The organism is Streptomyces fungicidicus (genome assembly GCF_003665435.1).
In the GTDB taxonomy this organism is placed as follows: Bacteria; Actinomycetota; Actinomycetes; order Streptomycetales; family Streptomycetaceae; genus Streptomyces; species Streptomyces fungicidicus.
The window spans coordinates 5,669,217-5,693,632 of record NZ_CP023407.1; the positions used below are offsets into that span (position 1 = coordinate 5,669,217).

The 24,416-nt window shown below is 72.8% G+C and carries 2 protein-coding genes (both cut by a window edge); both read left to right on the top strand.

Going from position 1 to position 24,416, the window contains the following annotated elements; translation table 11 throughout:
- Positions 1 to 5,959, top strand: the final stretch of a protein-coding gene (locus CNQ36_RS25725; protein ID WP_121547708.1) for a non-ribosomal peptide synthase/polyketide synthase. The gene continues 14,873 nt to the left of window position 1, outside the view; only the last 5,959 of its 20,832 coding nucleotides appear in the window; its start codon lies off the left edge, out of view; its stop codon occupies positions 5,957 to 5,959.
- On the top strand, positions 5,956 to 24,416 hold the 5' portion of the coding sequence (locus CNQ36_RS25730) for a non-ribosomal peptide synthetase (RefSeq protein ID WP_121547709.1). 7,774 nt of this gene lie beyond the right edge of the window; 18,461 of the gene's 26,235 nt are visible here — the first part of the coding sequence; the start codon lies at positions 5,956 to 5,958; the stop codon falls past the right edge of the window. Before CNQ36_RS25725 ends, CNQ36_RS25730 begins: the two co-directional genes overlap by 4 nt.

A 24,416-nucleotide genomic window follows, 5' to 3' on the forward strand; every position in this document is an offset into this window, starting at 1 on the left:
GCATGTGACGGCAGGCTTGTTGAGGGTGCTGGCGGATCAGGATCCCGGATGCTTTGCCGGTGTGCGTGAGGTGCTGACCGGTGGTGACGTCGTCGCGGCCGAGTCGGTGCGGCGGGTGCTGGAGGCCAACCCCGGTGTCGGCGTACGGCAGTTGTACGGCCCGACCGAGGTGACGCTGTGTGCGACGCAGTACGAGGTGGCCGATGCCGCCGAGGTCGACGGTGTGCTGCCGATCGGGCGTCCGCTCGACAACACGCGCGTCTACGTGTTGGACGGGTCGCTGAGCCCGGTGCCGGTCGGTGTGGCCGGTGAGTTGTACGTCGCCGGTGCCGGTGTCGCGCGGGGCTATCTCGGTCGCCCTGTCCTGACCGGTGAGCGTTTCGTGGCCTGCCCCTTCGCCGGTGCCGGTGAGCGGATGTACCGCACTGGCGACTTGGTGCGCTGGGACGTCGAGGGCCGGCTCGTCTTCTTGGGCCGTGCCGACGAGCAGGTGAAGATCCGCGGTTTCCGGGTCGAGCCGGGCGAGGTCGAGACGGTGGTGGCCGCCCATCCGGCGGTGGCGCAGGCGACCGTACTGGTCCGGGAGGACGTCCCCGGTGACAAGCGGCTGGTCGCCTACCTGGTGCTCGCCGGGGCGGAGACAGCGGCTGTCGATGCGGTCCACACCCATGTGGCCGAGCAGTTGCCGTCGTACCTGGTCCCCTCCGCGTTCGTGGAGCTGGAGACCCTGCCCCTGACGCCCACCGGGAAGGTGGACCGTGCGGCGCTCCCCGCCCCTCGGTACACCGCAGGCACGGGCCGGGCTCCCGCCGACGCCCGCGAGGAGTTGGTGTGCCGGGCGTTCGCCGAGGTGCTGGGGCTGGCGGCGGTCGGGGTGGAGGACGATTTCTTCGCTCTCGGCGGCCACTCGCTGCTGGCCGTGTCGCTTGTCGAATGGTTACGCCGGCGTGGGGTGTCGGTGTCGGTGCGGGCGTTGTTCGTGACGCCGACGCCTGCCGCGCTGGCGGCGGTGGCGGGGCCGGAGTTGGTGGAGGTGCCCCCGAACCTCATCCCGCCCGGAGCGGACGAGATCACACCGGAGATGCTGCCGCTGGTCCCGCTCACCACGGCCGAGATCGAGCGGGTGACCGCCGCCGTGCCCGGCGGCGCGCCCAATATCCAGGACGTGTACCCCCTGGCGCCGCTCCAGGAGGGCATCTTCTTCCACCACTTGATGGCGGAGCGGGACGGTGAGGACGTCTACGCGATGCCCTTCACCCTCCGTTTCGCCGACCGGTCGGGCCTGGATGCGTTTCTGGGCGCGTTGCAGCGGGTGGTGGACCGGCACGACGTGTACCGCACCTCGATCGTGTGGGAGGAACTGCCGCAACCCGTCCAGGTGGTGTGGCGCGACGCCGAGCTTCCGGTCACCGAGATCATCCTCGACCCCGAAGGCGGTGAGGACGCCGTCCGGCAGCTGCTGGCGGCGGCCGGAAGCTGGATGGAGGTCCACCGTGCGCCTCTGCTGACGGTGCACACCGCGGCCGAGCCGGACGGCGACGGATGGCTGGCCCTGGTACGGATGCACCACCTGGTCCAGGACCACACCGCACTCGACATCGTCCTCGACGAGATCAAGGCGATCCTCGCCGGACGGGCGGACGAGCTGCCCGCGCCGGTGCCGTTCCGGGACTTCGTCGCGCAGGCCAGGCTGGGCGTCTCCGAGGAGGCGCACCGGGAGTACTTCACCAGGCTGCTCGGCGACATCACCGAGACCACCGCCCCCTACGGGCTGCTCGACGTCCGCGGCGACGGCACGGACCTCGCCCAGGCCAGGCGCAGGGTGGACGAAGCGCTGACACGGCGCGTCCAGGCCCTCGCCCGCTCCCGGGGGGTCAGCCCCGCGACGGTCTTCCACCTGGCGTGGGCCCGGATGCTGTCGGCGGTGTCGGCCCGCGACGACATCGTCTTCGGCACGGTACTGCTGGGGCGTGCGACCGTCGGAGCCGACCGTGTGCCGGGACTGTTCATGAACACCCTTCCCGTCAGGGTCGATCCGGCCGGACGGACGGTCGGACAGGCGCTGGCCGGCCTGCGCGACCAGCTCGCCGAACTGCTGGCGCACGAGCACGCGCCGCTGACCCTCGCTCAGGCGGCCGCCGGCCTGCCGGCCGGCAGCCCCCTCTTCACCGCGCTGTTCAACTACCGGCACAGCAAGCCGCCCGTCCACGAGCCGGACGGCGTACTCGCCGACGTCACGACTCTCTTCACGCAGGAACGCAACAACTACCCGCTGGGCGTCTCCGTCGACGACGACGGCCAGTCGTTCGGCATCACCGTGGACGTCGCGTATCCGGTCGACGCCGGCAAGGTCGCCGCGCTGCTGGAGACGACACTCGCCCACCTCACCACGGCGCTGGAGGACACTCCCGACCTCCCGCTGCTGTCGGTCGACGTTCCCGGAGCCGCGCGCCCGGCGACCCCCGACGGAAACAGGGCCGGACGGCGGGCCGTGCTCGTACCCGAGGCCGGAAACCGGACGACGGGGGGCTCCGGACGCGCCCCCGCCACCGCCCAGGAGGAACTGCTCTGCCAGGCGTTCGCCCATGTGCTGGACGTGCGGCAGGTCGGCCCCGACGACGACTTCTTCGCCCTCGGAGGGAACTCCCTGGTGGCGACACGGCTGGTCAGCCGGTTGCGTACGGTGCTCGGAAGGGAAGTGTCCATCCGGGCGCTGTTCGAGGCGCTGACGCCGGCCCGTCTCGCCGAACGGCTGAGCCCGGTCGCCCCCGACCGCCCCGCCCTCACTCCGCGGAAACGCCCGGAGCGGGTGCCGCTGTCCTTCGCTCAGCGCCGGCTGTGGTTCATCGGGCAGCTCGAGGGCTCCAGCGCCAGCTACAGCAACACCACCGCCCTCCGGCTGCGCGGCACGCTGGACCGGGAGGCGATGGACGCCGCCCTGCGGGATGTGATCGGCCGCCACGAGGTGCTGCGGACCGTGCTCCCGGCCGAGGACGGCGAGCCCCACCAGCGGATCCTCGAGGTCGAGGAGACGGCCTTCGGGCTGACCGTCGTGGACACCGCGGCCGCGGAGGTCGCCGCCACGATCGACCGCCTGGCGGGCCACGACTTCGACCTCGCCACGGAGATCCCCCTCCGGGCATGGCTGCTGGCCCTGTCGCCGGACGAGCACGTCCTCGTACTGGCGGTGCATCACATCGCGACCGACGGCTGGTCGACCGCGGCCCTCGCACACGACATGTCCACCGCCTACGCGGCGCGCCTGGAGGGCCGGGCACCCGACTGGGCGCCGCTGCCGGTGCAGTACGCCGACTACGCGCTGTGGCAGCACGAACTGCTCGGCGACGCGGACGACCCGGACAGCGTCCGCTCCCGGCAACTGGCGTTCTGGCGGGAGACGCTCGCGGGTGCCCCAGACGAGACGGCGCTGCCGACCGACCGCCCGCGCCCCCCGGTGGCGACCCACCGGGGAGACGAGATCGCGGTGGAACTCCCCGCGGAGCTGCACCGGCGGATCGCGGAGCTGGCGGCCACCGAACAGGTCACCGTCTTCATGGTGCTCCAGGCGGGCCTCGCGGCGCTGCTGAGCAGGCTGGGCGCGGGCACCGACATCCCGATCGGCACCGCACTGGCCGGCCGCACCGACGACGCGATGGACGACCTGATCGGCTTCTTCGTCAACATGCTCGTCCTGCGGACCGACGTGTCGGGCGACCCGACGTTCGCCGAGCTGCTGCGGCGGGTGCGCGAGACCGACCTGGCGGCGTACGCACACCAGGACCTGCCCTTCGACCAGGTGGTGGAGGAACTCGTCCCGGACCGCTCCCTGGCCCGGCAGCCGCTCTTCCAGGTGGCGCTCGACGTGCAGAACGTCCCCGAAGGCGCGCTGCGGCTGCCCGGTCTCGACGTGGCCGGCGAGCCCTTCGCCCACGGCACGGCCAGGTACGACCTCGCGCTGAGCCTGTCGGAACGCCACGACGACCAGGGCGCACCGGACGGCATGTACGGCACGCTGACGACGGCGGCCGACCTGTTCGAGCGGGCGACGGCCGAACGCATCGCCGGCTACCTGGTCCGCGTCCTCACGGCGGCGGTCGCCGAGCCCGAAGCGCCGCTCGCCGCACTGGAGTTGCTCACCGGGGACGAGCACCGGCGGATCGTGGAGGACTGGAACGACACGGCGGGGCCGGTGCCGGACGGGCTGGTGCCGGAACTGTTCGCCGCGCAGGCCCGGTTGTCGCCGGAGACGGTGGCGTTGGCGGGCGCGGGCGTCGAGTTGAGCTATCGGGAGGTGGAGGAGCGGGCGAACCGTCTGGCGCGGAAGCTGATCGCGCGGGATGTGGGCCCGGAGTCGGTGGTGGCTCTGGTGCTGGAGCGTTCGCCCGAGTTGGTCATCGCGGTGCTGGCGGTGCTGAAGGCGGGCGGCGCCTACCTGCCCATCGATCCCGGGCAGCCCGCCGAGCGCATCCGGTCCGTGATCGAGGACGCCGCCCCGGTGCTGGTCATCGACGACCCCGACTTCCTCGCGGAGACCGCCGACCACACCGCGGCACCGGTCACGGACGCCGACCGCGTCTCCCCGCTGCTGCCCTCCCACCCCGCCTACGTGATCTACACCTCGGGGTCCACCGGACGGCCGAAGGGTGTGGTCGTCACCCACGAGGGGTGCGCGAACCTTTCGGCGAGCCACGACTGGTACGGAGTGGCGGCCGGGAGCCGGGTGGCGCAGTTCGCGTCCGTCGGCTTCGACATGTTCTGTGAGGAGTGGCTGCTCGCACTGCTGCGCGGCGCGACGCTGGTGACCGTGCCCGCGGACCGGCGGCTCGGACCGGACCTCGGCCACTTCCTGGTGGACCAGGGAGTGACCCACGCGGCACTGCCGCCCGCGGTGGCGGCGACGATCCCCGACGGCCTGCTGGACCCGTCATTCGTGCTCGACGTCGGCGGCGAGGCGTGCCCGCCCGAGCTGGTCGAACGCTGGACGGCGGACGGCCGCACCATGTTCAACGCCTACGGCCCCACCGAGGCGACCGTGGACGCCACGGTGTGGCGGTGCGCCCCCGGCCTGGACGCGGGAGCGGCCGTGCCGATCGGCAGACCCGTCCTCAACACCCGCGCCTATGTGCTGGACGACGCGCTGCGGCCCGTGCCGGTGGGCGTCGTGGGCGAACTCCACCTCGCCGGCTCGGGCCTGGCGCGCGGCTACCTGGGCCGGACCGGACTGACGGCGGAACGCTTCGTGGCGTGCCCGTTCCAGCCGGGCCGGCGGATGTACCGTACGGGCGACCGGGTCAAGTGGGACGCCGACGGGCAGTTGGTGTTCGCGGGCCGGGCGGACGACCAGGTGAAGATCCGGGGGTTCCGGATCGAACCCGGCGAGGTCGAGGCCGTACTCGCGTCACATCCCGACGTGGCCCGGGCCGCGGTGACCGTACGGGAGGACTCACCCGGCGACCTGCGGCTCGTGGGGTACGTGGTCCCCGCCGAAGACGTCGACGCCGGGGAACTTCCGCGCACGGTGCGCGGGTTCGCCGGGGAGCGGCTGCCGTCGTACATGGTGCCGTCGGCCGTCGTGCCGCTGGACGCCCTGCCGCTCACCCCCAACGGCAAGCTGGACCGCAGGGCGCTGCCCGCACCCGACTACGGCGCGGCAGCTACCGGCCGCGCGCCCGCCACCCCGCAGGAAGAACTGGTGTGCCGGGCCTTCGCCGACATCCTCGGCCTTCCCGCGGTCGGGGCCGACGACCACTTCTTCGCGCTCGGCGGGCACTCCCTGCTGGCCACCCGGTTGCTCAGCCGCGTACGGACGGCGGCTGGCGTCGACGTACCGCTCCGGGTGCTCTTCGCGAACCCCACCCCCGCCGGCGTCGCCGAGTGGCTGACGGCGCACACCGGCACACCGAAGAAGACCAGGCCGACGCTGCGGCCGATGCGTACGCAGAAGAAGGAGTTCTCATGATTCCGTTGTCGTTCGCGCAGCGCCGCCTGTGGTTCCTCTGGAAGCTGGAGGGAGCCGCCACCACCTTCAACATCCCGCTGACCCTCCGGCTGCGCGGCACGCTGGACCGGGAGGCGATGGACGCCGCACTGCGCGACGTGATCGGCCGCCACGAGGTGCTGCGCACCGTCCTCCCCGCCGTCGACGGGGAGCCGTACCAGCGGATACTGCCCCTGCGGGAGACGGGCTTCGAACTGGGAGTCGTCCAGGTGCCGCCGGAGGACGCCGAGGCCGCGGTGCGGCGCGCGAGCACGTACGCCTTCGACCTGGCGGAGGAGATCCCGGTACGCGCCGACCTGTTCGAAGTGGGTCCGGACGAGCACGTGCTGGCCCTGGTGGTGCACCACATCGCCGCCGACGGCTGGTCCATCGGGCCGCTGATGCGCGATCTCTCCACCGCCTACACGGCCCGGCTGGCGGGCCGCGCGCCGCGGTGGGAGCCGCTGCCCGTGCAGTACGCCGACTACGCCCTGTGGCAGCGGGAGCTCCTCGGCACCGGCGACGACCCGGAGAGCACGCTGTCGGAGCAGGTGGCGTACTGGCGGCGCACCCTGGCCGGCGCACCGGAGGAACTGGAACTGCCCACCGACCGGCCGCGTCCGGCGCAGACCACCCCCCGAGGGCACACCGCCGAACTGGAGCTCCCCGCGGACACCCACCGGCGGCTGCGGGAACTGGCCGGGGACCACGGGGCCAGCCTGCTCATGGTGGCGCAGTCCGCGTTGGCGGTACTGCTGTCCCGGACCGGTGCGGGCGAGGACCTCCCGATGGGCACCCTGGTCGCGGGACGGAACGACGAAGGGCTCAACGACCTCGTCGGCTTCTTCGTCAACAACCTGGTGATCCGTGCCGACCTGTCGGGCGACCCGACCTTCACCGAGGTGCTCGAGCGGGTCCGTGAGGCATCCCTGGACGCCTACGAATACCAGGACGTGCCCTTCGAGAAGCTGGTCGAGGAACTGTCACCCACCCGGTCGCTGGCCCGGCACCCCCTGTTCCAGGTGATGGCGGCCGTGGAGACCGGGGACCCGATGTCCACCGGACCGGGCGGTGGCCCCGCCCTGGAACTCCCCGGGCTCCGCGTCGAGATGCTCTCCGACGACCAGCAGGCCCGCGACCTCGACCTCGACCTGGTGCTGCGCGAGACGCACGACGGCGACGGGCGGCCCGCGGGACTGCGCGGCGCCCTCATCGGCGCGGCCGACCTGTTCGACGCCGGTACGGTCCAGCGGATCGCCGACATGCTGGCACGCGTCCTCGAACAGGTCGCCACCACTCCGACGGCCCACGTCCGCTCCCTGGACGTACTCGATCCGGAGGAGCAGCGGCGGCTTCTCGGGGTGGGGAGTGGTGCGGTGGTGGAGGTGCCGGGGGGTTCGCTCCCGGAGTTGTTCGCTGCGCAGGCTCGGTTGTCGCCGGATGCGGTGGCGTTGGTGGGCAGCGGTGTCGAGTTGAGTTATCGGGAGGTTGACGCGCGGGCGAATCGTCTGGCGCGGAAGTTGATCGGGCGGGGTGTGGGTCCGGAGTCGGTGGTGGCTCTGGTGTTGGAGCGTTCGCCGGAGTTGGTGATCGCTGTGCTGGCGGTGTTGAAGGCGGGCGGCGCGTATGTGGCCGTTGACCCGGGACAACCCGCCGATCGGATCCGCTTCGTGATCGAGGACGCCTCACCTGTCTTGGTGATCGACGACCTGAATTTCCTCGCCGAGACCGAGGACTTCGACGACTTTCCGGTCACGGATGCCGACCGTATCTCCCCCCTCCTCCCCTCCCATCCGGCGTACGTGATTTACACGTCGGGTTCGACGGGTCGGCCGAAGGGGGTGCTGATCTCTCATGCGGCGTGTGTGAGTTATGTGGCGAGTCATGTCCGGTATGGGGTGAGTGAGAGCAGTCGGGTGGCGCAGTTCGCGTCGGCGGGGTTCGACGCGTTCTGCGAGGAGTGGTGGCTGGCGTTGCTGGGGGGCGGGGCGCTGGTGGTGGTGCCGTCGGAGCGGCGGCTGGGTGAGGAGCTGGTGCGGTTCCTGCTGGAGGAGCGCGTGACGCACGCGACGCTGCCGCCGGCGGTGGCGGTGCTGATGCGGGAGGAGGCACTGGCCCCGGGGTTCGTGCTGGATGTGGGGGGTGAGGTGTGCCCGCCGGATCTGGTGGACCGCTGGGTGGCGGCCGGCCGGACGCTGTTCAACAGTTACGGGCCCAGTGAGGCGACGGTGAATGTCACCGTCTGGCAGGCAGTGGACGGGAGTCTGGGCGCCGGGGTGCCGATCGGTCGTCCGGTGGGCAACACGCGGCTGTACGTGCTGGACGACGGGTTGCGTCCGGTCCCGGTCGGTGTGCTCGGCGAGTTGTACGTCTCGGGCGTGCAGCTGGGGCGGGGCTATCTCGGACGTGCGGGCCTGACCGCGGAGCGGTTCGTGGCCTGTCCGTATGCCTCCGGCGAGCGGATGTACCGCACCGGTGACCGGGTGAAGTGGAATGCCGAGGGCGAGTTGGTGTTCGCGGGGCGTGCGGACGACCAGGTGAAGGTCCGGGGTTTCCGGATCGAGCCGGGTGAGGTCGAGACCGTACTCGCGGCGCACCCTGCCGTCGCCCATGCCGCCGTCGTCGTACGCGAGGACACCCCGGGCGACAAGCGCCTCACCGCCTACGTCGTCCCCCGTACGCCGGGAACGGGCGTCGGTGCTGCCGCGGTCGCCCGTGTGGCGGAGCGCCTTCCGGCGTACATGGTGCCGTCGGCGGTCGTGGAGCTGGACGCGTTGCCGCTCACCGCGAACGGCAAACTGGACCGCGAGGCCCTGCCCGTCCCCGAGTACCAGGGCGCCGGTGGCGGGCGGGCGCCCGAGAACGCCCAGGAAGAGCTGGTGTGCCAGGCGTTCGCCGAGGTTTTCGGAGTGGACCGGGCCGCGGTCGGGGTGGAGGACGACTTCTTCGCACTCGGCGGCCACTCCCTGCTGGCCGTGTCGCTGGTCGAGTGGTTACGCCGGCGCGGCGTCTCGGTGTCCGTGCGGGCGCTGTTCGTGTCCGCGACCCCCGCCGCGCTGGCGGCGGCGGCCGGACCGGAACCGGTGACGGTGCCGCCGAACCTGATCCCGGACGGCGCGACCGAGATCACGCCGGACATGCTGACCCTGGTCGAGCTCACCGAGGAGGAGATCGCCCGGGTGGCGGCGGCGGTGCCGGGAGGCGCCGCCAACATCGCGGACATCTACCCCCTGGCGCCGCTCCAGGAGGGTCTCCTCTTCCACCACCTCATGACCGACGGCGACGGCACGGACGTCTACATCACTCCCGCCGTCGTCGAGTTCGACTCGCGTGACCGCCTCGACGACTTCTTCGCCGCGCTGCGCTGGATGGTGGACCGCCACGACATCTACCGCACCGCCGTGGTCTCCGACGGGCTGCGGGAGCCGGTGCAGGTCGTGGTGCGGCACGCCGAACTGACCGTCGAGGAAACGGTTCTGGACGCCGACGGGCCGGACCCCGTCGAACAGATGCTGGCCCTCGGCGGACGCCGAATGGAGCTGAACCGGGTACCGCTGATGTCCGCGCACATCGCCGCCGACCCGGGCGGCGACCGGTGGCTGGCCCTGCTCCGCATCCACCACCTGCTGCAGGACCACACCACCCAGGACGTCCTCTTCGACGATCTGTGGGCCTTCCTGGCCGGCCGGGCCGACGCGTTGCCGCCGCCGCTCCCGTTCCGCGACTTCGTCGCGCAGTCGCGCCTCGGCACCCCCAGGGAGGAGCACGAGCGGTACTTCGCCGAGCTGCTCGGGGACGTCACCGAGACCACCGCACCGTACGGCCTGACCGATGTGCACGGTGACGGCAGCGGATCGGAACAGGCCCGGCTCCGGCTCGACGACGCCCTGGCCGCACGCGTCCGCCGGGCCGCGCGTACCCTCGGAGCCAGTCCTGCGACCCTGTTCCACCTCGCCTGGGCGCGTGTGCTGGGCGCCGTCTCCGGCCGCGACGACGTCGTCTTCGGCACCGTGCTGTTCGGGCGGATGAACGCCGGTGAGGGCGCGGACCGCGTACCGGGCCTGTTCATCAACACCCTCCCGGTGCGCGTGCGGCTCGACCGGCAGAGCGTGGCGGAGGCGCTGACCGGTCTCCGGCGCGACCTCGCCGATCTGCTCGTGCACGAACACGCGCCGCTGACCCTCGCCCAGGCCGCCTGCGGACTGCCCGGCGGCAGCCCGCTGTTCACCTCCATCCTCAACTACCGGCACAACACGAACGGGCCGCACGAGTCCCGCGCCGAACTGGACGGCATGCAGGTGCTGTCCGCCCGCGACCTCACCAACTACCCGCTCGCCGTGGCGGTCGACGCGGACACGGCCGGCTTCACGGTCACCGTGGACGCGGTGACGCCCGCCGACCCGGCACGGGTCGGCGCGCTGCTGACCACCTGCCTGGAGTCCCTCACCTCCGCCATCCAGGACGAACCGGCCACGCCGCTCCGTATGGTGGAGGTCCTGGACGGGGCCGAGCTGACCGCGCTGCTGGACGGCTGGAACGACACCGCGGTGCCCGCGCCGGACGCGTCGCTGCCCGAGGCGTTCGCCGCCACGGTCGCGGCCGCCCCGGACGCCGTGGCGCTGGTGTGCGGCGACGACCGGATCACCTACGCCGAACTGGACGCCCGGGCCGACCGGTTGGCCCGGACGCTGGTCGCGTCCGGAGTGCGTCCGGAGTCGGCCGTCGCCGTGGCCATGGAACGCTCGGCCGACCTCGTCGTGGCGCTGCTGGCCGTCTCCAAGGCCGGCGGCGTGTTCGTACCGCTGGACGCGGGATGGCCCGCCGCCCGGACGCGCGCCGTGATCGAGGACGCGGACGCCTGCCTGGTGCTGGTGGACGGGACGACGGCCGGGCTGGAGGCCGGGGTCGCGCTGCTGCGGGTCGACGCCACGACGGACACCGTGGTGGACCTGCCGGGTCCGGTCCCGCCCGACGGGGCCGCGTACGTGATGTACACCTCGGGCTCGACGGGCGTACCGAAGGGTGTGGTGACCACACACAAGGACCTGGTGCGCCTGGCCACGGACCGGTGCTGGGGGACCACCCCGCGGGTGCTGTTCCACGCCCCGCACGCGTTCGACGCCTCCTGCTACGAGCTGTGGGTGCCGCTGCTGTCGGGCGGCACCGTGGTGATCGCGCCGCGGGAGCGCGTCGACGCGGCGCTGATGCGGCGGTTGACCACCGCGCACCGGCTGACGCACGTCCATGTCACCGCCGGACTGCTGCGGGTGCTGGCCGACGACGACCCCGGCTGCTTCGACGGCGTGCGCGAAGTGCTGACGGGCGGCGACGTGGTGCCCGCCGACGCCGTGCGCCGCATCCTGGACGCCAACCCGCGGGCCGTCGTGCGGCACATGTACGGACCCACCGAGGTGACGCTGTGCGCCACCCAGCACGAGGTCGCCGACGCCGCCGAGGTGGACGGCGTGCTGCCGATCGGCCGGCCGCTCGACAACACCCGCGTGTACGTCCTGGACGACGGTCTCAACGTGGTGCCCGTGGGCGTCACCGGGGAACTCTACGTGGCCGGGTCCGGCCTCGCCCGCGGCTACGCCAACCGCGCCGAGTCGACGGCGGAGCGGTTCGTGGCATGCCCGTTCGGGCCGGGCGAACGGATGTACCGCACCGGTGACCTGGCCCGGTGGACACCGGACGGGCGGCTCGTCTTCGCGGGCCGGGCGGACGACCAGGTGAAGATCCGCGGGTTCCGGGTGGAGCCGGGCGAGGTCGAGGCGGTGCTCGCCGCGCACCCGGCCGTGGCGCAGGCCACCGTCGCCGTACGCGAGGACACCCCCGGGGACAAACGGCTGATCGGCTACCTGGTGCCGGTGGAACAGGGCAGTGCGCTCACCGCCGCGGTACGCGCGTACGCGGCCGAGCGCCTCCCCGAGTACCTGGTTCCGGCGGCGTTCGTGGAGCTCGACGCCTTCCCGCTGACGGTCAACGGGAAGGTGGACCGGGCGGCGCTGCCCGCGCCCCGGTACCTGACGGGAGCCGGGCGTCTGCCGGCCGACGCCCGCGAGGAACTGCTGTGCCAGGTGTTCGCCGAGGTCCTCGGGCTGCCCGCGGTCGGTGTGGACGACGACTTCTTCACCCTCGGCGGGCACTCCCTGCTGGTGACCCGCCTGGTGAGCCGGGTACGCGCGACCCTGGACGTGGAACTCCAGATCCGTACGGTCTTCGAAGCGCCGACGCCCGGCCGGCTGGCCGCCCGGCTGACCGAGACCGCCGTACCCGGACGCAAGGCGCTGGTGGCCCGGACCCGGCCGCAGCGGACACCCCTGTCCTTCGCCCAGCAACGCCTGTGGTTCCTCGCGCAGTTGGAGGGGCCGAGCCCGACGTACAACCTTCCGCTGGCGCTGCGCCTGACCGGGACGCTGGACCGGGAGGCGTTCCTGGCCGCGCTGGGCGACACGGTCGCACGCCACGAGGTGCTGCGCACCGTGTTCGAGGTGGCCGACGACGGCACCCCTTACCAGCGGGTCCTCCCCGCCGACGCGACCGGGTTCGCGCCCGAGGTCGTGGAGGTGCCGTCCGACGGGCTCGCCGACGCGCTCGCGCGTGCGGCGGCGTACGCGTTCGATCTGGCCGTGGAGACCCCGCTGCGCGCCACGCTGTTCGCGGTGGCGCCGGACGAGCATGTGCTGGTCCTGGTGGTCCACCACATCGCCGGTGACGCCTGGTCGATGGAGCCGCTGGCGCGCGACGTGTCGACGGCGTACGCGGCCCGGCTCGTCGGGGACGCCCCACGCTGGGAGCCGCTGCCGGTGCAGTACGCCGACTACACCCTGTGGCAACGGGAACTGCTCGGCGACGAGGACGACCCGGACAGCCTGCTCTCACGGCAGGTGAGCCACTGGCGGGACGCCCTCTCGGGAGCGCCCGAGGAACTGGACCTGCCGGCCGACCGGCCGCGACCCGCCGAGTTCTCCCACCGCGGCCGCACCGCCGGGCTCGAGTTCCCCGCCGAGCTGCATCGACGACTGCGGGAGGTGGCACGCGCCGAGGGCGTGACGGTCTTCATGGTGCTCCAGGCCGCGCTGGCGGTGACGCTGTCACGGCTCGGCGGCGGCACCGACATCCCCATCGGCACGGCCGTCGCCGGCCGTACCGACCAGGCACTGGACGAACTGGCCGGCTTCTTCGTCAACACCCTGGTCCTGCGCACCGACCTCTCCGGGAACCCGACGTTCGCCGAGACGCTCCACCGGGTGCGCGACGACCTCCTGACGGCCCTGGCCCACCAGGACGTGCCGTTCGAGCGACTGGTGGAGGAACTGGCCCCGGTCAGGTCACTGACCAGGCACCCGCTGTTCCAGGTCATGCTGACCTTGCAGAACACCGCGCGGGCCGGCGGCGGAGCGTCCGCCGCGCTGCCGGGCCTGGAGACGGCCGTGCTGCCGACGGGGGCGACGGCCGCCAAGTTCGACCTCGACCTGGCCCTCGCCGAGACCTTCGACCCGGAGGGCGCCCCCACCGGGATGCACGGCACGCTCGTCGCCGCCGCCGATCTGTTCGACCAGGAAACGGCCGACCGGCTCGTCGCCTGCTTCACTCGGGCGCTCGAAGCACTGACCCACCGCACGGACCTGCGGCTTGGCGAGGTCGACCTGCTGGACGAGGCGGAGCTGTCCACCCTCGTCGAGGACTGGAACGGCCCGGCGCTCCCGACGTCCGAGGCGACGCTTCCTGAACTGTTCGCGGTGCAGGCGGCGAGGACGCCGGACGCGACGGCGGTGACGGCGGGCGGGGTCGAGTTGTCGTACGCGGAGCTGGACGCACGCGCCGACCGGTTGGCGCGTGGTCTGGTGGGGCGCGGTGTGGGCCCTGAGTCGGTGGTGGGGGTGCTGCTGGGGCGGTCCGCCGATGTGGTGGTGGCGGTGCTGGCGGTGGCGAAGGCGGGGGGTGCGTATCTTCCCGTGGACCCGGACTATCCGGCGGATCGTGTGGCGTTCGTGCTGTCCGACGCGGGGGCCGAGTGGGTGGTGACGTCGGCGGAGTTCGCGCCGGTCCTCCCCGCTGGTGTGGCGGCCGTGCCGGTCGACGGGGCCGGTTCGGGGCCGGTATTCGACTCGGTGCCGTTGCCGACGGTACGCCCGGACCACCCCGCCTACGTGATCTACACCTCCGGGTCGACGGGACGGCCGAAGGGTGTGGTGGTGCCACACCGCAGCGTGGTGGCGCTGTTCGCCGCCGCCCGGGAGATGTTCGCCTTCGGAGCAGACGACGTGTGGAGCGGCTTCCACTCGTTCGCGTTCGACGTCTCCGTATGGGAGATGTGGGGTGCGCTGCTGCACGGCGGACGCCTGGTGGTGGTGCCGTTCGACGTCTCGCGGTCGCCGCGCGAGTTCGTGGAACTGCTGGAACGCGAGCGTGTGACCGTCCTGAGCCAGACGCCGTCGGCGTTCTACCAGCTGATGGGCGCGGGGGGCGCGCTGCCCGACCTGCACACCGTGGTCTTCGCCGGTGAGGCACTGGAGCCGGCGCGGCTCGACGGCTGGTGGGAGCGGCACGGCGGGACCGGGCCGCGGCTGGTCAACATGTACGGGATCACGGAGACGACGGTGCACGTCACGCACCACGACCTCCGCCCGGACACCGCCGCGGACGGCAGCGTGATCGGGCGGGGTCTGCCCGGACTGTCGGTGTTCCTGCTGGACGAGTGGCTGCGGCCCGTCCCGGTGGGCGTGACGGGTGAGTTGTATGTGGCCGGCGCGCAGGCCGCGCGCGGCTATCTGGGGCGTGCCGGGCTCACCGGCGAACGGTTCGTCGCCTGCCCGTTCGGTGAGGCCGGGGGCCGGATGTACCGGTCGGGTGACCGGGCCCGCTGGTCGCGCGACGGACGGCTGGTGTTCGCGGGGCGTGCGGACGAACAGGTGAAGATCCGCGGGTTCCGGATCGAGCCGGGTGAGGTCGAGGCGGTGCTGGCGGGCCACCCCGACGTGGCACAGGCCGCGGTCCTCGTGGGCGACGACACCCTCGGCGGCAGGCGGCTGATCGGCTATGTGACCCCCGGTGGGACCACCGAGGACGCCGACGGCCTGGCGGATGCGGTGCGCGTGTACGCGGGGGAGCGGCTGCCGTCGTACATGGTGCCGTCCGCGTTCGTGGTCCTGGACGGCCTGCCGTTGACGGTCAACGGCAAACTCGACCGCAGGGCGCTGCCGGCCCCCGCCCACACCGCCGGTGGCGGGCGGGCCGCGGCGACGGTGGAGGAGGAACTGCTCTGCCAGGGGTTCGCCGAGGTGCTGGGCCTGCCGGCCGTCGGCGTCGACGACGACTTCTTCGCCCTCGGCGGCCACTCCCTGCTCGCCGTGTCGCTCGTGGAATGGCTGCGGCAGCGCGGGGTGTCCGTCTCGGTGCGCGCCCTGTTCGTGACGCCGACCCCCGCGGGGCTGGCCGCCGTCGCGGCCGCGCCGGCGGTGGTGGTGCCGCCGCCCGGCATGATTCCCGAGGGCGCCACGGAGATCACCCCGGAGATGCTGCCCCTGGTCGACCTGACCGAGGACGAGATCGCCCGGGTGACGGAGACGGTGCCGGGCGGCGCGGCCAACGTCCAGGACGTCTACCCGCTCGCCCCGCTCCAGGAAGGGATCTTCTTCCACCACCTGGTGGCCGACCGGGACGGCACGGACGTCTATGTGACCCCGACCGTGCTCGACTTCGACACCCGGGAGAGGCTCGACGACTTCCTCGCGGGGCTCCAGTGGGTGATGGACCGGCACGACATCTACCGCACCGCGATCGTGTGGGAAGGACTGCGCGAGCCGGTGCAGGTCGTGTGGCGCCGCGCCGGGCTGCCGGTCCAGGAGAGGGAGCTCGACCCGGCCGGTCCGGAGGCGGTCGAGCAGCTGCGCACGGCGGCCGGCGGCCGGATCGAACTGGACGGCGCGCCCCTGCTGCGGGTGGACGTCGCCGCCGCCCCCGAAGGCGGCTGGCTGATGCTGCTGCGCATCCACCACCTGGTCCAGGACCACACCTCCGTGGAGGTGTTGCTCGACGATCTGCGGGCGTTCCTGGACGGCGACGCCGACCGGCTGCCCGCGCCGGTGCCGTTCCGCGACTTCGTCGCCCAGGCACGGCTCGGGACGCCCAGGGAGGAGCACGAGCGGTACTTCGCCGAGCTCCTCGGCGACGTCACGGAACCCACCGCGCCCTACGGTCTGACGGACGTGCGCGGCGACGGCGAGGGGTCCCGGCACGCCCGGCTGCGGGTCGACGACGCCCTGACGGGGCGGATGCGGGAGGTGGCGCGGTCGCTCGGGGTGAGCCCGGCGTCCCTGTTCCATCTGGCGTGGGCGCGCGTCCTCGGCGCGGTGTCGGGCCGCGACGACGTGGTGTTCGGCACGCTGCTCTTCGGACGCATGAACGCGGGCGCGGGCGCCGACCGTGCCCCGGGCCTCTTCCTCAACACCCTGCCGGTGCGCGTGCGCATGGCCGGGAAGAGTGTGACCGAGGCCCTGACCGAACTGCGCCACCAGCTCGCCGACCTCATGGTCCACGAGCACGCGCCGCTGACGCTGGCCCAGTCCGCCACCGGACTGACCGGTGGCGGCCCGCTGTTCACCGCGCTCTTCAACTACCGGCACAACCGGGAGGCACCCGAGCCCGGTGAGGGCATCGAGGGCGTCCGGACCGTCTACACCCGGGAGCACACCAACTACCCGCTGCACGTGGCCGTCGACAACGACGGATCGAGCTTCGACATCACCGTCAACGCGGTGGCGCCCGCCGACCCCGACGAGGTCTGCGCGCTCCTGCACACCGGCCTCGCCAACCTGGTCACCGCCCTTGCGGAAGCCCCCGGGACCCCGCTGGCGGGACTCGGCGTGCTGGACGAGCGCACCCGCACCCGGATGCGGACCGAGTGGAACGACACAGCCGTCGACGTGCCGGACGTGACCGTTCCGGCGGCGTTCTCCGCGCAGGCGGCACGCGTACCGCAGGCCACCGCGCTGGTCTGCGGGGACGTGGAGATCGGCTACGCCGAGCTGGACGCCCGCGCGGACCGGCTGGCGCGGGTCCTCGTCGAGGCGGGTGTGGCGGCGGAGTCGACCGTCGCGGTGGTGATGGAACGATCGGTCGACCTGGTGGTGACCCTGCTGGCCGTGCTCAAGGCCGGCGCCGTGTACGTGCCGCTGGACGCGGGCTGGCCGGTGGCCAGGATGCGGACGGTGGTGGAGGACTCCGGCGCCCGGTGGGTGGTGGTGCATGAGCCGACGTCCGGGCACGAGTTCCTGCGCGGCCTCGGCATTCCGACACTCTCGGCCGACACGGACGCCGACGCGGAGGAGTGCGTTCTTCCCCAGAGGTGGTCCCCGCGCCAGGCGGCGTACGTGATGTACACATCGGGCTCGACGGGCGTGCCGAAGGGTGTGGTGGCGACACATGGGGACGTGGTGCGCCTGGCCACGGACCGGTGCTGGGGAGCCACCCCGCGGGTGCTGTTCCACGCCCCGCACGCGTTCGACGCCTCGACGTACGAGCTGTGGGCCCCGCTGCTGTCCGGCGGCACGGTCGTCATCGCCCCGAACGAGCGGGTGGACCCGGTGGTGCTGCGGCGCCTGGTCACCGGCCACGGGCTGACCCATGTGCACGCCACCGCAGGGTTGTTGAGGGTGCTGGCCGATCAGGACCCGGGCTGCTTCACCGGAGTACGGGAAGTGCTGACCGGTGGTGACGTGGTCCCGGCCGAGTCGGTACGGCGCGTCCTGGACGCCAACCCCGGTGTGGTCGTACGGCAGTTGTACGGCCCCACTGAGGTGACCCTGTGCGCGACACAGTACGAGGTCGCAGACGCCGCCGAGGTCGACGGCGTACTGCCGATCGGACGCCCCCTCGACAACACGCGCGTCTACGTCCTGGACGGGGCTCTGAACCCGGTGCCCGTCGGTGTCGCCGGTGAGCTGTACGTAGCCGGTGCCGGCGTCGCGCGAGGCTATCTCGGCCGCCCCGTCCTGACGGGCGAGCGTTTCGTGGCCTGCCCGTTCGAGACCTCCGGGGAACGGATGTACCGCACCGGCGACTTGGTGCGCTGGGACACCGAGGGCCGGCTCGTCTTCTTGGGCCGTGCCGACGAGCAGGTGAAGATCCGCGGTTTCCGGGTCGAGCCGGGCGAGGTCGAGACCGTGGTGACGGCCCACCCCGCGGTGGCGCAGGCGACCGTACTGGTCCGGGAGGACGTCCCCGGTGACAAGCGGCTGGTCGCCTACCTGGTGCCCGCCGACCCGGGGGCCGCCGTGGGCCTCACCGTCCGGGCGTACGCCGCCGAACGGCTGCCCGAGTACATGCTGCCCTCGGCCATGGTGGAACTGGACGCCCTGCCCCTGACCCCCAACGGAAAGGTGGACCGGGCCGCCCTGCCCGCCCCCGACTACGCGGCCGGCGCCGGACGAGTGCCCGCCGACGCCCGTGAGGAACTGCTCTGCCAGGCGTTCGCCGCCGTGCTCGGACTGCCGGCGTTCGGCGTGGACGACGACTTCTTCGCCAAGGGCGGGCACTCCCTGCTGGCCACCGTCCTGGTCGGCCGGATCCGCGCCACGTTCCACGTGGAGATGACGATCGTCGCGCTGTTCGACGCCCCCACCCCGGCGAGTCTCGCGCGCTGGCTCGTCCAGGCCCGGCCCGGCCGGATCGAACTGGCCGCGCGGGAACGGCCGGAGCGGGTGCCGCTCTCCTTCGCGCAACGCCGTCTGTGGTTCCTGGGACAACTGGAGGGCCCCGGCGCCACGTACAACATCCCGCTGCTGACGCGGATCACCGGACCGCTGGACCGGACCGCGGTGGACGCCGCCCTGCGCGACGTCCTCGACCGCCACGAGGTGCTGCGCACGGTCTACGCGGTGCACGGCGGCGAACCCCACCAGCGGAGCCGCCCCGTCGACACCTCCGGCTTCGCACTGCCCGTCGTCGACGTGGCCCCCGGCGGCCTGACCGATGCGCTGGAACGGGCCGCGGGGCACGAGTTCGACCTCTCCACGGACATCCCCGTGCGGGCCTGGCTGTTCGCCACGGCCCCCGAGGAGCACGTACTGGCGCTGGTGGTCCACCACATCGCCGCGGACGCCTGGTCGATGGCGCCCCTCACCCGCGACTTCGCGGCGGCCTACGCCGCGCGCCGCGCGGGCGAGGAACCGGACTGGACGCCACTGCCCGTGCAGTACGCCGACTACGCGCTCTGGCAGCGAGACTTGCTCGGCGACGAGGGCGACCCGGACAGCCTGATCTCCCAGCAGGTCGCCTACTGGCGGGACACCCTGGACGGCGCACCGGAGGAACTGCGCCTGCCGGCCGACCGGCCGCGCCCCGCGACGGTGTCCTACCGCGGCCACCTGGCCCCCGTCGAGATCCCCGCCGACGTGCACGGACGCCTGCAGCAGGTGGCGCGCGAGCACGGAGTGACCCTGTTCATGACGGTGCAGACCGCGCTGGCGGTGACGCTCTCACGGCTGGGCGCCGGCACCGACATCCCCATCGGCACCACGGTCGCCGGGCGCACCGACCAGGCGCTCGACGACCTGATCGGCTTCTTCGTCAACACCCTCGTCCTCCGCACCCGCCTGGGCGGCGACCCCACGGTCACCGACGTCCTGCGCCGGGTGCGGGAGACCTCGCTCGCGGCCTTCACCCACCAGGACGTGCCGTTCGAGAAACTCGTGGAGGAACTCGCCCCGAGCCGCTCGCTGGCCCGGCACCCCCTGTTCCAGGTCATGCTCACCCTGCAGAACGCCGGGACGCCCGGCGGAGGCCCGTCCGCGGTGCTCCCGGGCCTGCGGACCGAGTCGCTGCCCACCGACGACGTGGCGGCCAAGTTCGACCTGGACATCACCATGGGCGAGACCTTCGACGCCGTGGGCGCCCCGGCGGGCATCCAGGGCATGCTGGTCGCCGCCGCCGACCTGTTCGACCCGGCGACGGCCGAACGGATCGCCGACTCCCTGGTCCGGGTGCTGAAGCTGATCGCCGAGGACACCGGCACCCGCCTGAGCGCCGTGGACCTGCTCGACGCCGGCGAGCGGCGACGGGTCGTCGAGGAGTGGAACGACACCGACGCCCCGCCACCCGCCCTGTCCGTCCCCGCCGCGTTCGAGGCGCAGGCGGCGCTGACCCCCGACGCCGTCGCCGTACTGGGCGGCGACACCCGGCTGACCTACGCCGAGCTGAACGCGCGGGCCAACCGGCTGGCCCGGCTGCTCGTCCGGCACGGCGTCGGACCGGAGTCGTCCGTCGCCGTGTGCCTGCGGCGCTCGGCCGAACTGCCCGTGGCCCTGCTGGCGGTGCTCAAGGCCGGCGGCGCGTACCTGCCCGTCGACCCCGGCCATCCGGCCGAGCGCGTCGGACACGTCCTCGACGACGCCCGCCCCGCCCTGCTGCTCACCGACCGGGCAACCGCGGCCGACCTGCCGGGACCGGAACACCTCGTCGTGGACGACCCCCGTACGGCGGCGGAACTCCAGGCGCTGGACACCCACGACCTGACCGCTCGGGAGCGCCTCGGCGCGCTCCTGCCCGGGCACCCCGCCTACGTGATCCACACCTCGGGGTCCACCGGTCGGCCCAAGGGGGTGGTCGTCCCGCACGGCGCCATGGCGAACTTCGTCGCGGCGATGCGGGAGCGCTTCCCGATGAGCTCCGCCGACCGTCTGCTGGCCGTGACCACCGTGTCCTTCGACATCCATGTCCTGGAGCTCTATGTGCCGCTGCTCGCCGGCGCCGGGGTCGTGGTCGCCGAGGACGCGGACGTGCGGGACCCGGCCGCGGTGGCCGCGCTGATCGAACGGTTCGGCGTGACCGTGATGCAGGCGACCCCGGCACTGTGGCAGGCACTGCTCACCGAGCACGCCGGGTCCGCGAGCGGGCTGCGCCTGCTCGTGGGCGGCGAGGCACTGCCCGCCGCCCTGGCCGCCCGTATGGCGGCCGTCGGGGACACTGTCACCAACCTGTACGGCCCGACCGAGGTGACGGTCTGGGCGACCGCGGCCGGCCTGACCGCGGACGACCCGGACTCCCGGGTGCCGATCGGCCGGCCGCTGCCCAACACCCGGGCGTACGTCCTCGACGACGCGCTGCGTCCGGTGCCGCCGGGCTCCCCGGGCGAGCTGTACCTCGCCGGAGTCCAGCTGGCACGCGGGTACCTGGGGCGTCCGGCGCTGTCGGCGGAACGGTTCACGGCCTGCCCGTTCGCCTCCGGCGAGCGGATGTACCGCACCGGTGACCTGGTCCGGTGGCGCACGGACGGCGCACTGGAATTCCTGGAGCGCGCGGACGACCAGGTCAAGATCCGCGGGTTCCGCATCGAGCTCGGTGAGGTCGAGGCCGTACTCGGCGCCCACCCGGCGGTCCAACGGGCCGCGGCAGCGGTGCGGGAGGACACGCCGGGCGACCGGCGGCTCGTCGGCTACGCGGTGGCGGACACCCCGGACCCGCGGGCCCTGGCCGAAGCGGTACGGGCCCACGCCGCCGAACGGCTGCCCTCCTACATGGTGCCCTCGGCGGTCGTGGTGCTGGACGCGCTGCCGCTGACCGCGAACGGCAAACTCGACCGCAAGGCACTGCCCGCACCCGACTTCGAGGCGGCCGCCGGCTCGGGCCGGGCACCGGCGGGCCCGCGCGAAGAACTGCTGTGCGCGGCCTTCGAGCGGGTGCTGGGCCTCGAACGCGTCGGCGTGGACGACGACTTCTTCGCCCTGGGCGGCCACTCGCTGCTGGCGGTCTCCCTCGTCGAGCACCTGCGCGAGCGCGGGGTGTCGGTGTCGGTGCGGGCGCTGTTCCAGAGCGCCACCCCCGCCGGACTGGCGGCCGCTTCCGGAGCGGCGGACCAGGTGACCGTGCCGCCGAACCTCATCCCGCCCGGCGCGACCGTGATCACACCGGACATGCTCACCCTGGCCGACCTCACCGAGGCGGAGATCGCCCGGGTCGTCGACACGGTGCCCGGCGGCGCGGCCAACATCGCGGACGTGTACCCGCTGGCCCCGCTCCAGGAAGGCATGTTCTTCCACCACTTGATGGCCGGCGGCGACGACGGCGACGTCTACGTGCTGCCGACCGTGCTGGGGTTCGACTCGCGGGACCGCCTCGACGCCTTCCTCTCGGCGCTGCAGCAGGTCGTCGACCGGCACGACACCTACCGGACCGCGTTCGTGTGGGAAGGACTGCGCGAGCCGGTGCAGGTCGTGTGGCGAAACGCCGCACTGCCCGTCGACGAGGTCGTCCTCGACACCGCGGAGGACCCGGCCGGACAACTGCTGAGCGGAGCGGGAGCCTGGCGGACACTGAACCGGGCACCCCTGATGCGCGTCCGGATCGCCGCCGAACCGGGCACCGGCCGATGGGTGGCACTGCTGCTCATCCACCACCTGGTACAGGACCACACCGCCCTGGACGTGCTCCTCCACGAGGTGAGCGCGTTCCTTTCCGGCGACGCCGCCGACCTGCCGGAACCCGTGCCGTTCCGCGGGTACGTGGCGCAGGCGCGGCTGGGCACGGCGCGCGAGGAGCACGAGGCCTACTTCTCCGGCCTGCTCGGCGACGTGACCGAACCCACCGCCCCCTACGGACTCCTGGACGTGCACGGTGACGGCGGCCCGGAGACACGCGCCCAGCACTGGGTCGACGATGCACTGGCCGCACGGGTGCGCGGGCTGGCCCGGTCGAAGGGGGTCAGCGCGGCCACCGTCTTCCACCTGGCGTGGGCCAGGGTGCTCGGCGCGCTGGCCGGCCGCGACGACGTGGTGTTCGGCACGATCGTCTTCGGCCGGATGAACTCGGGCACGGGATCCGCCAGGGTGCCGGGCCTGTTCATGAACACCCTGCCGGTACGCGTCCGCCTCGGCGCCGGCGCCGCCGACGCCGCGCTCACGGACATGCGGGACCAGCTCGCCGAGCTGATGGCGCACGAGCACGCACCGCTCACGCTGGCTCAGTCGGTCAGCGGCGTGCAGGGCGGCACCCCGCTGTTCACCTCGCTCTTCAACTACCGCTTCACCGCGGCTCCGGACACCGAACCCGCCGCCGGGGAGGCAGGCCCCCTGGACGGCATCGGTCTGCTGGCGTACCGGGAACAGAGCGAGTACCCGCTGACCATGTCCGTGGACGACGCCGGGGAGCGGTTCCTGCTGACCGCCGACGCCCACGCCCCGGCCGACCCCGACCAGGCCTGCCGACTGCTCCACACCTGCCTGGAGAGCCTGGTCACCACTCTCGAGGGCGCTCCGCACACGGGGCTCGCCGCGGTGGACGTACTCGACCCGGATGAGCACCGGCGGCTTCTCGGGGTGGGGAGTGGTGCGGTGGTGGAGGTGCCGGGGGTGTCGTTCCCGGAGCTGTTCGCCGCGCAGGCTCGGTTGTCGCCGGATGCGGTGGCGTTGGTGGGCAGCGGTGTCGAGTTGAGTTATGCGGAGGTCGAGGCCCGGGCGAATCGCCTGGCGCGGAAGTTGATCGGGCTGGGTGTGGGTCCGGAGTCGGTGGTGGCTCTGGTGCTGGAGCGTTCGCCGGAACTGGTCATTGCTGTGCTGGCGGTGTTGAAGGCGGGCGGCGCGTATGTGGCCGTTGATCCGGGGCAGCCCGCCGATCGGATCCGTTTCGTGGTCGAGGACGCCTCACCGGTGTTGGTGATCGACGACGTGGACTTCCTGACGGAGACCGCCGATTTCGACGCGGCTCCGGTGTCGGACGCCGACAGGCTGTCCCCGCTTCTGCCGTCCCATCCGGCGTACGTGATCTATACGTCGGGGTCGACGGGTCGGCCGAAGGGGGTGCTGATCTCTCATGCGGCGTGTGTGAGTTATGTGGCGAGTCATGTCCGGTATGGGGTGGGTGAGGGCAGTCGGGTGGCGCAGTTCGCGTCGGCGGGGTTCGACGCGTTCTGTGAGGAGTGGTGGCTGGCGTTGCTCGGGGGTGGGGCGCTGGTGGTGGTGCCGTCGGAGCGGCGGCTGGGTGAGGAGCTGGTGCGGTTCCTGCTGGAGGAGCGCGTGACGCACGCGACGCTGCCGCCGGCGGTGGCGGTGCTGATGCGGGAGGAGGCACTGGCCCCGGGGTTCGTGCTGGATGTGGGGGGTGAGGTGTGCCCGCCGGATCTGGTGGACCGCTGGGTGGCGGGTGGCCGGACGCTGTTCAACAGTTATGGGCCCAGTGAGGCGACGGTGAATGTCACCGTCTGGCAGGCAGTGGACGGGAGTGTGGGCGCCGGGGTGCCGATCGGGCGTCCGGTGGGGAACACGCGGGTGTTCGTGCTGGACGACGGGTTGCGTCCGGTCCCGGTCGGTGTGCTGGGCGAGTTGTACGTCTCGGGCGTGCAGCTGGGGCGGGGCTATCTCGGGCGTCCGGGCCTGACCGCGGAGCGGTTCGTGGCATGTCCCTTCGACCCGGGGCAGCGGATGTACCGCACCGGTGACCGGGT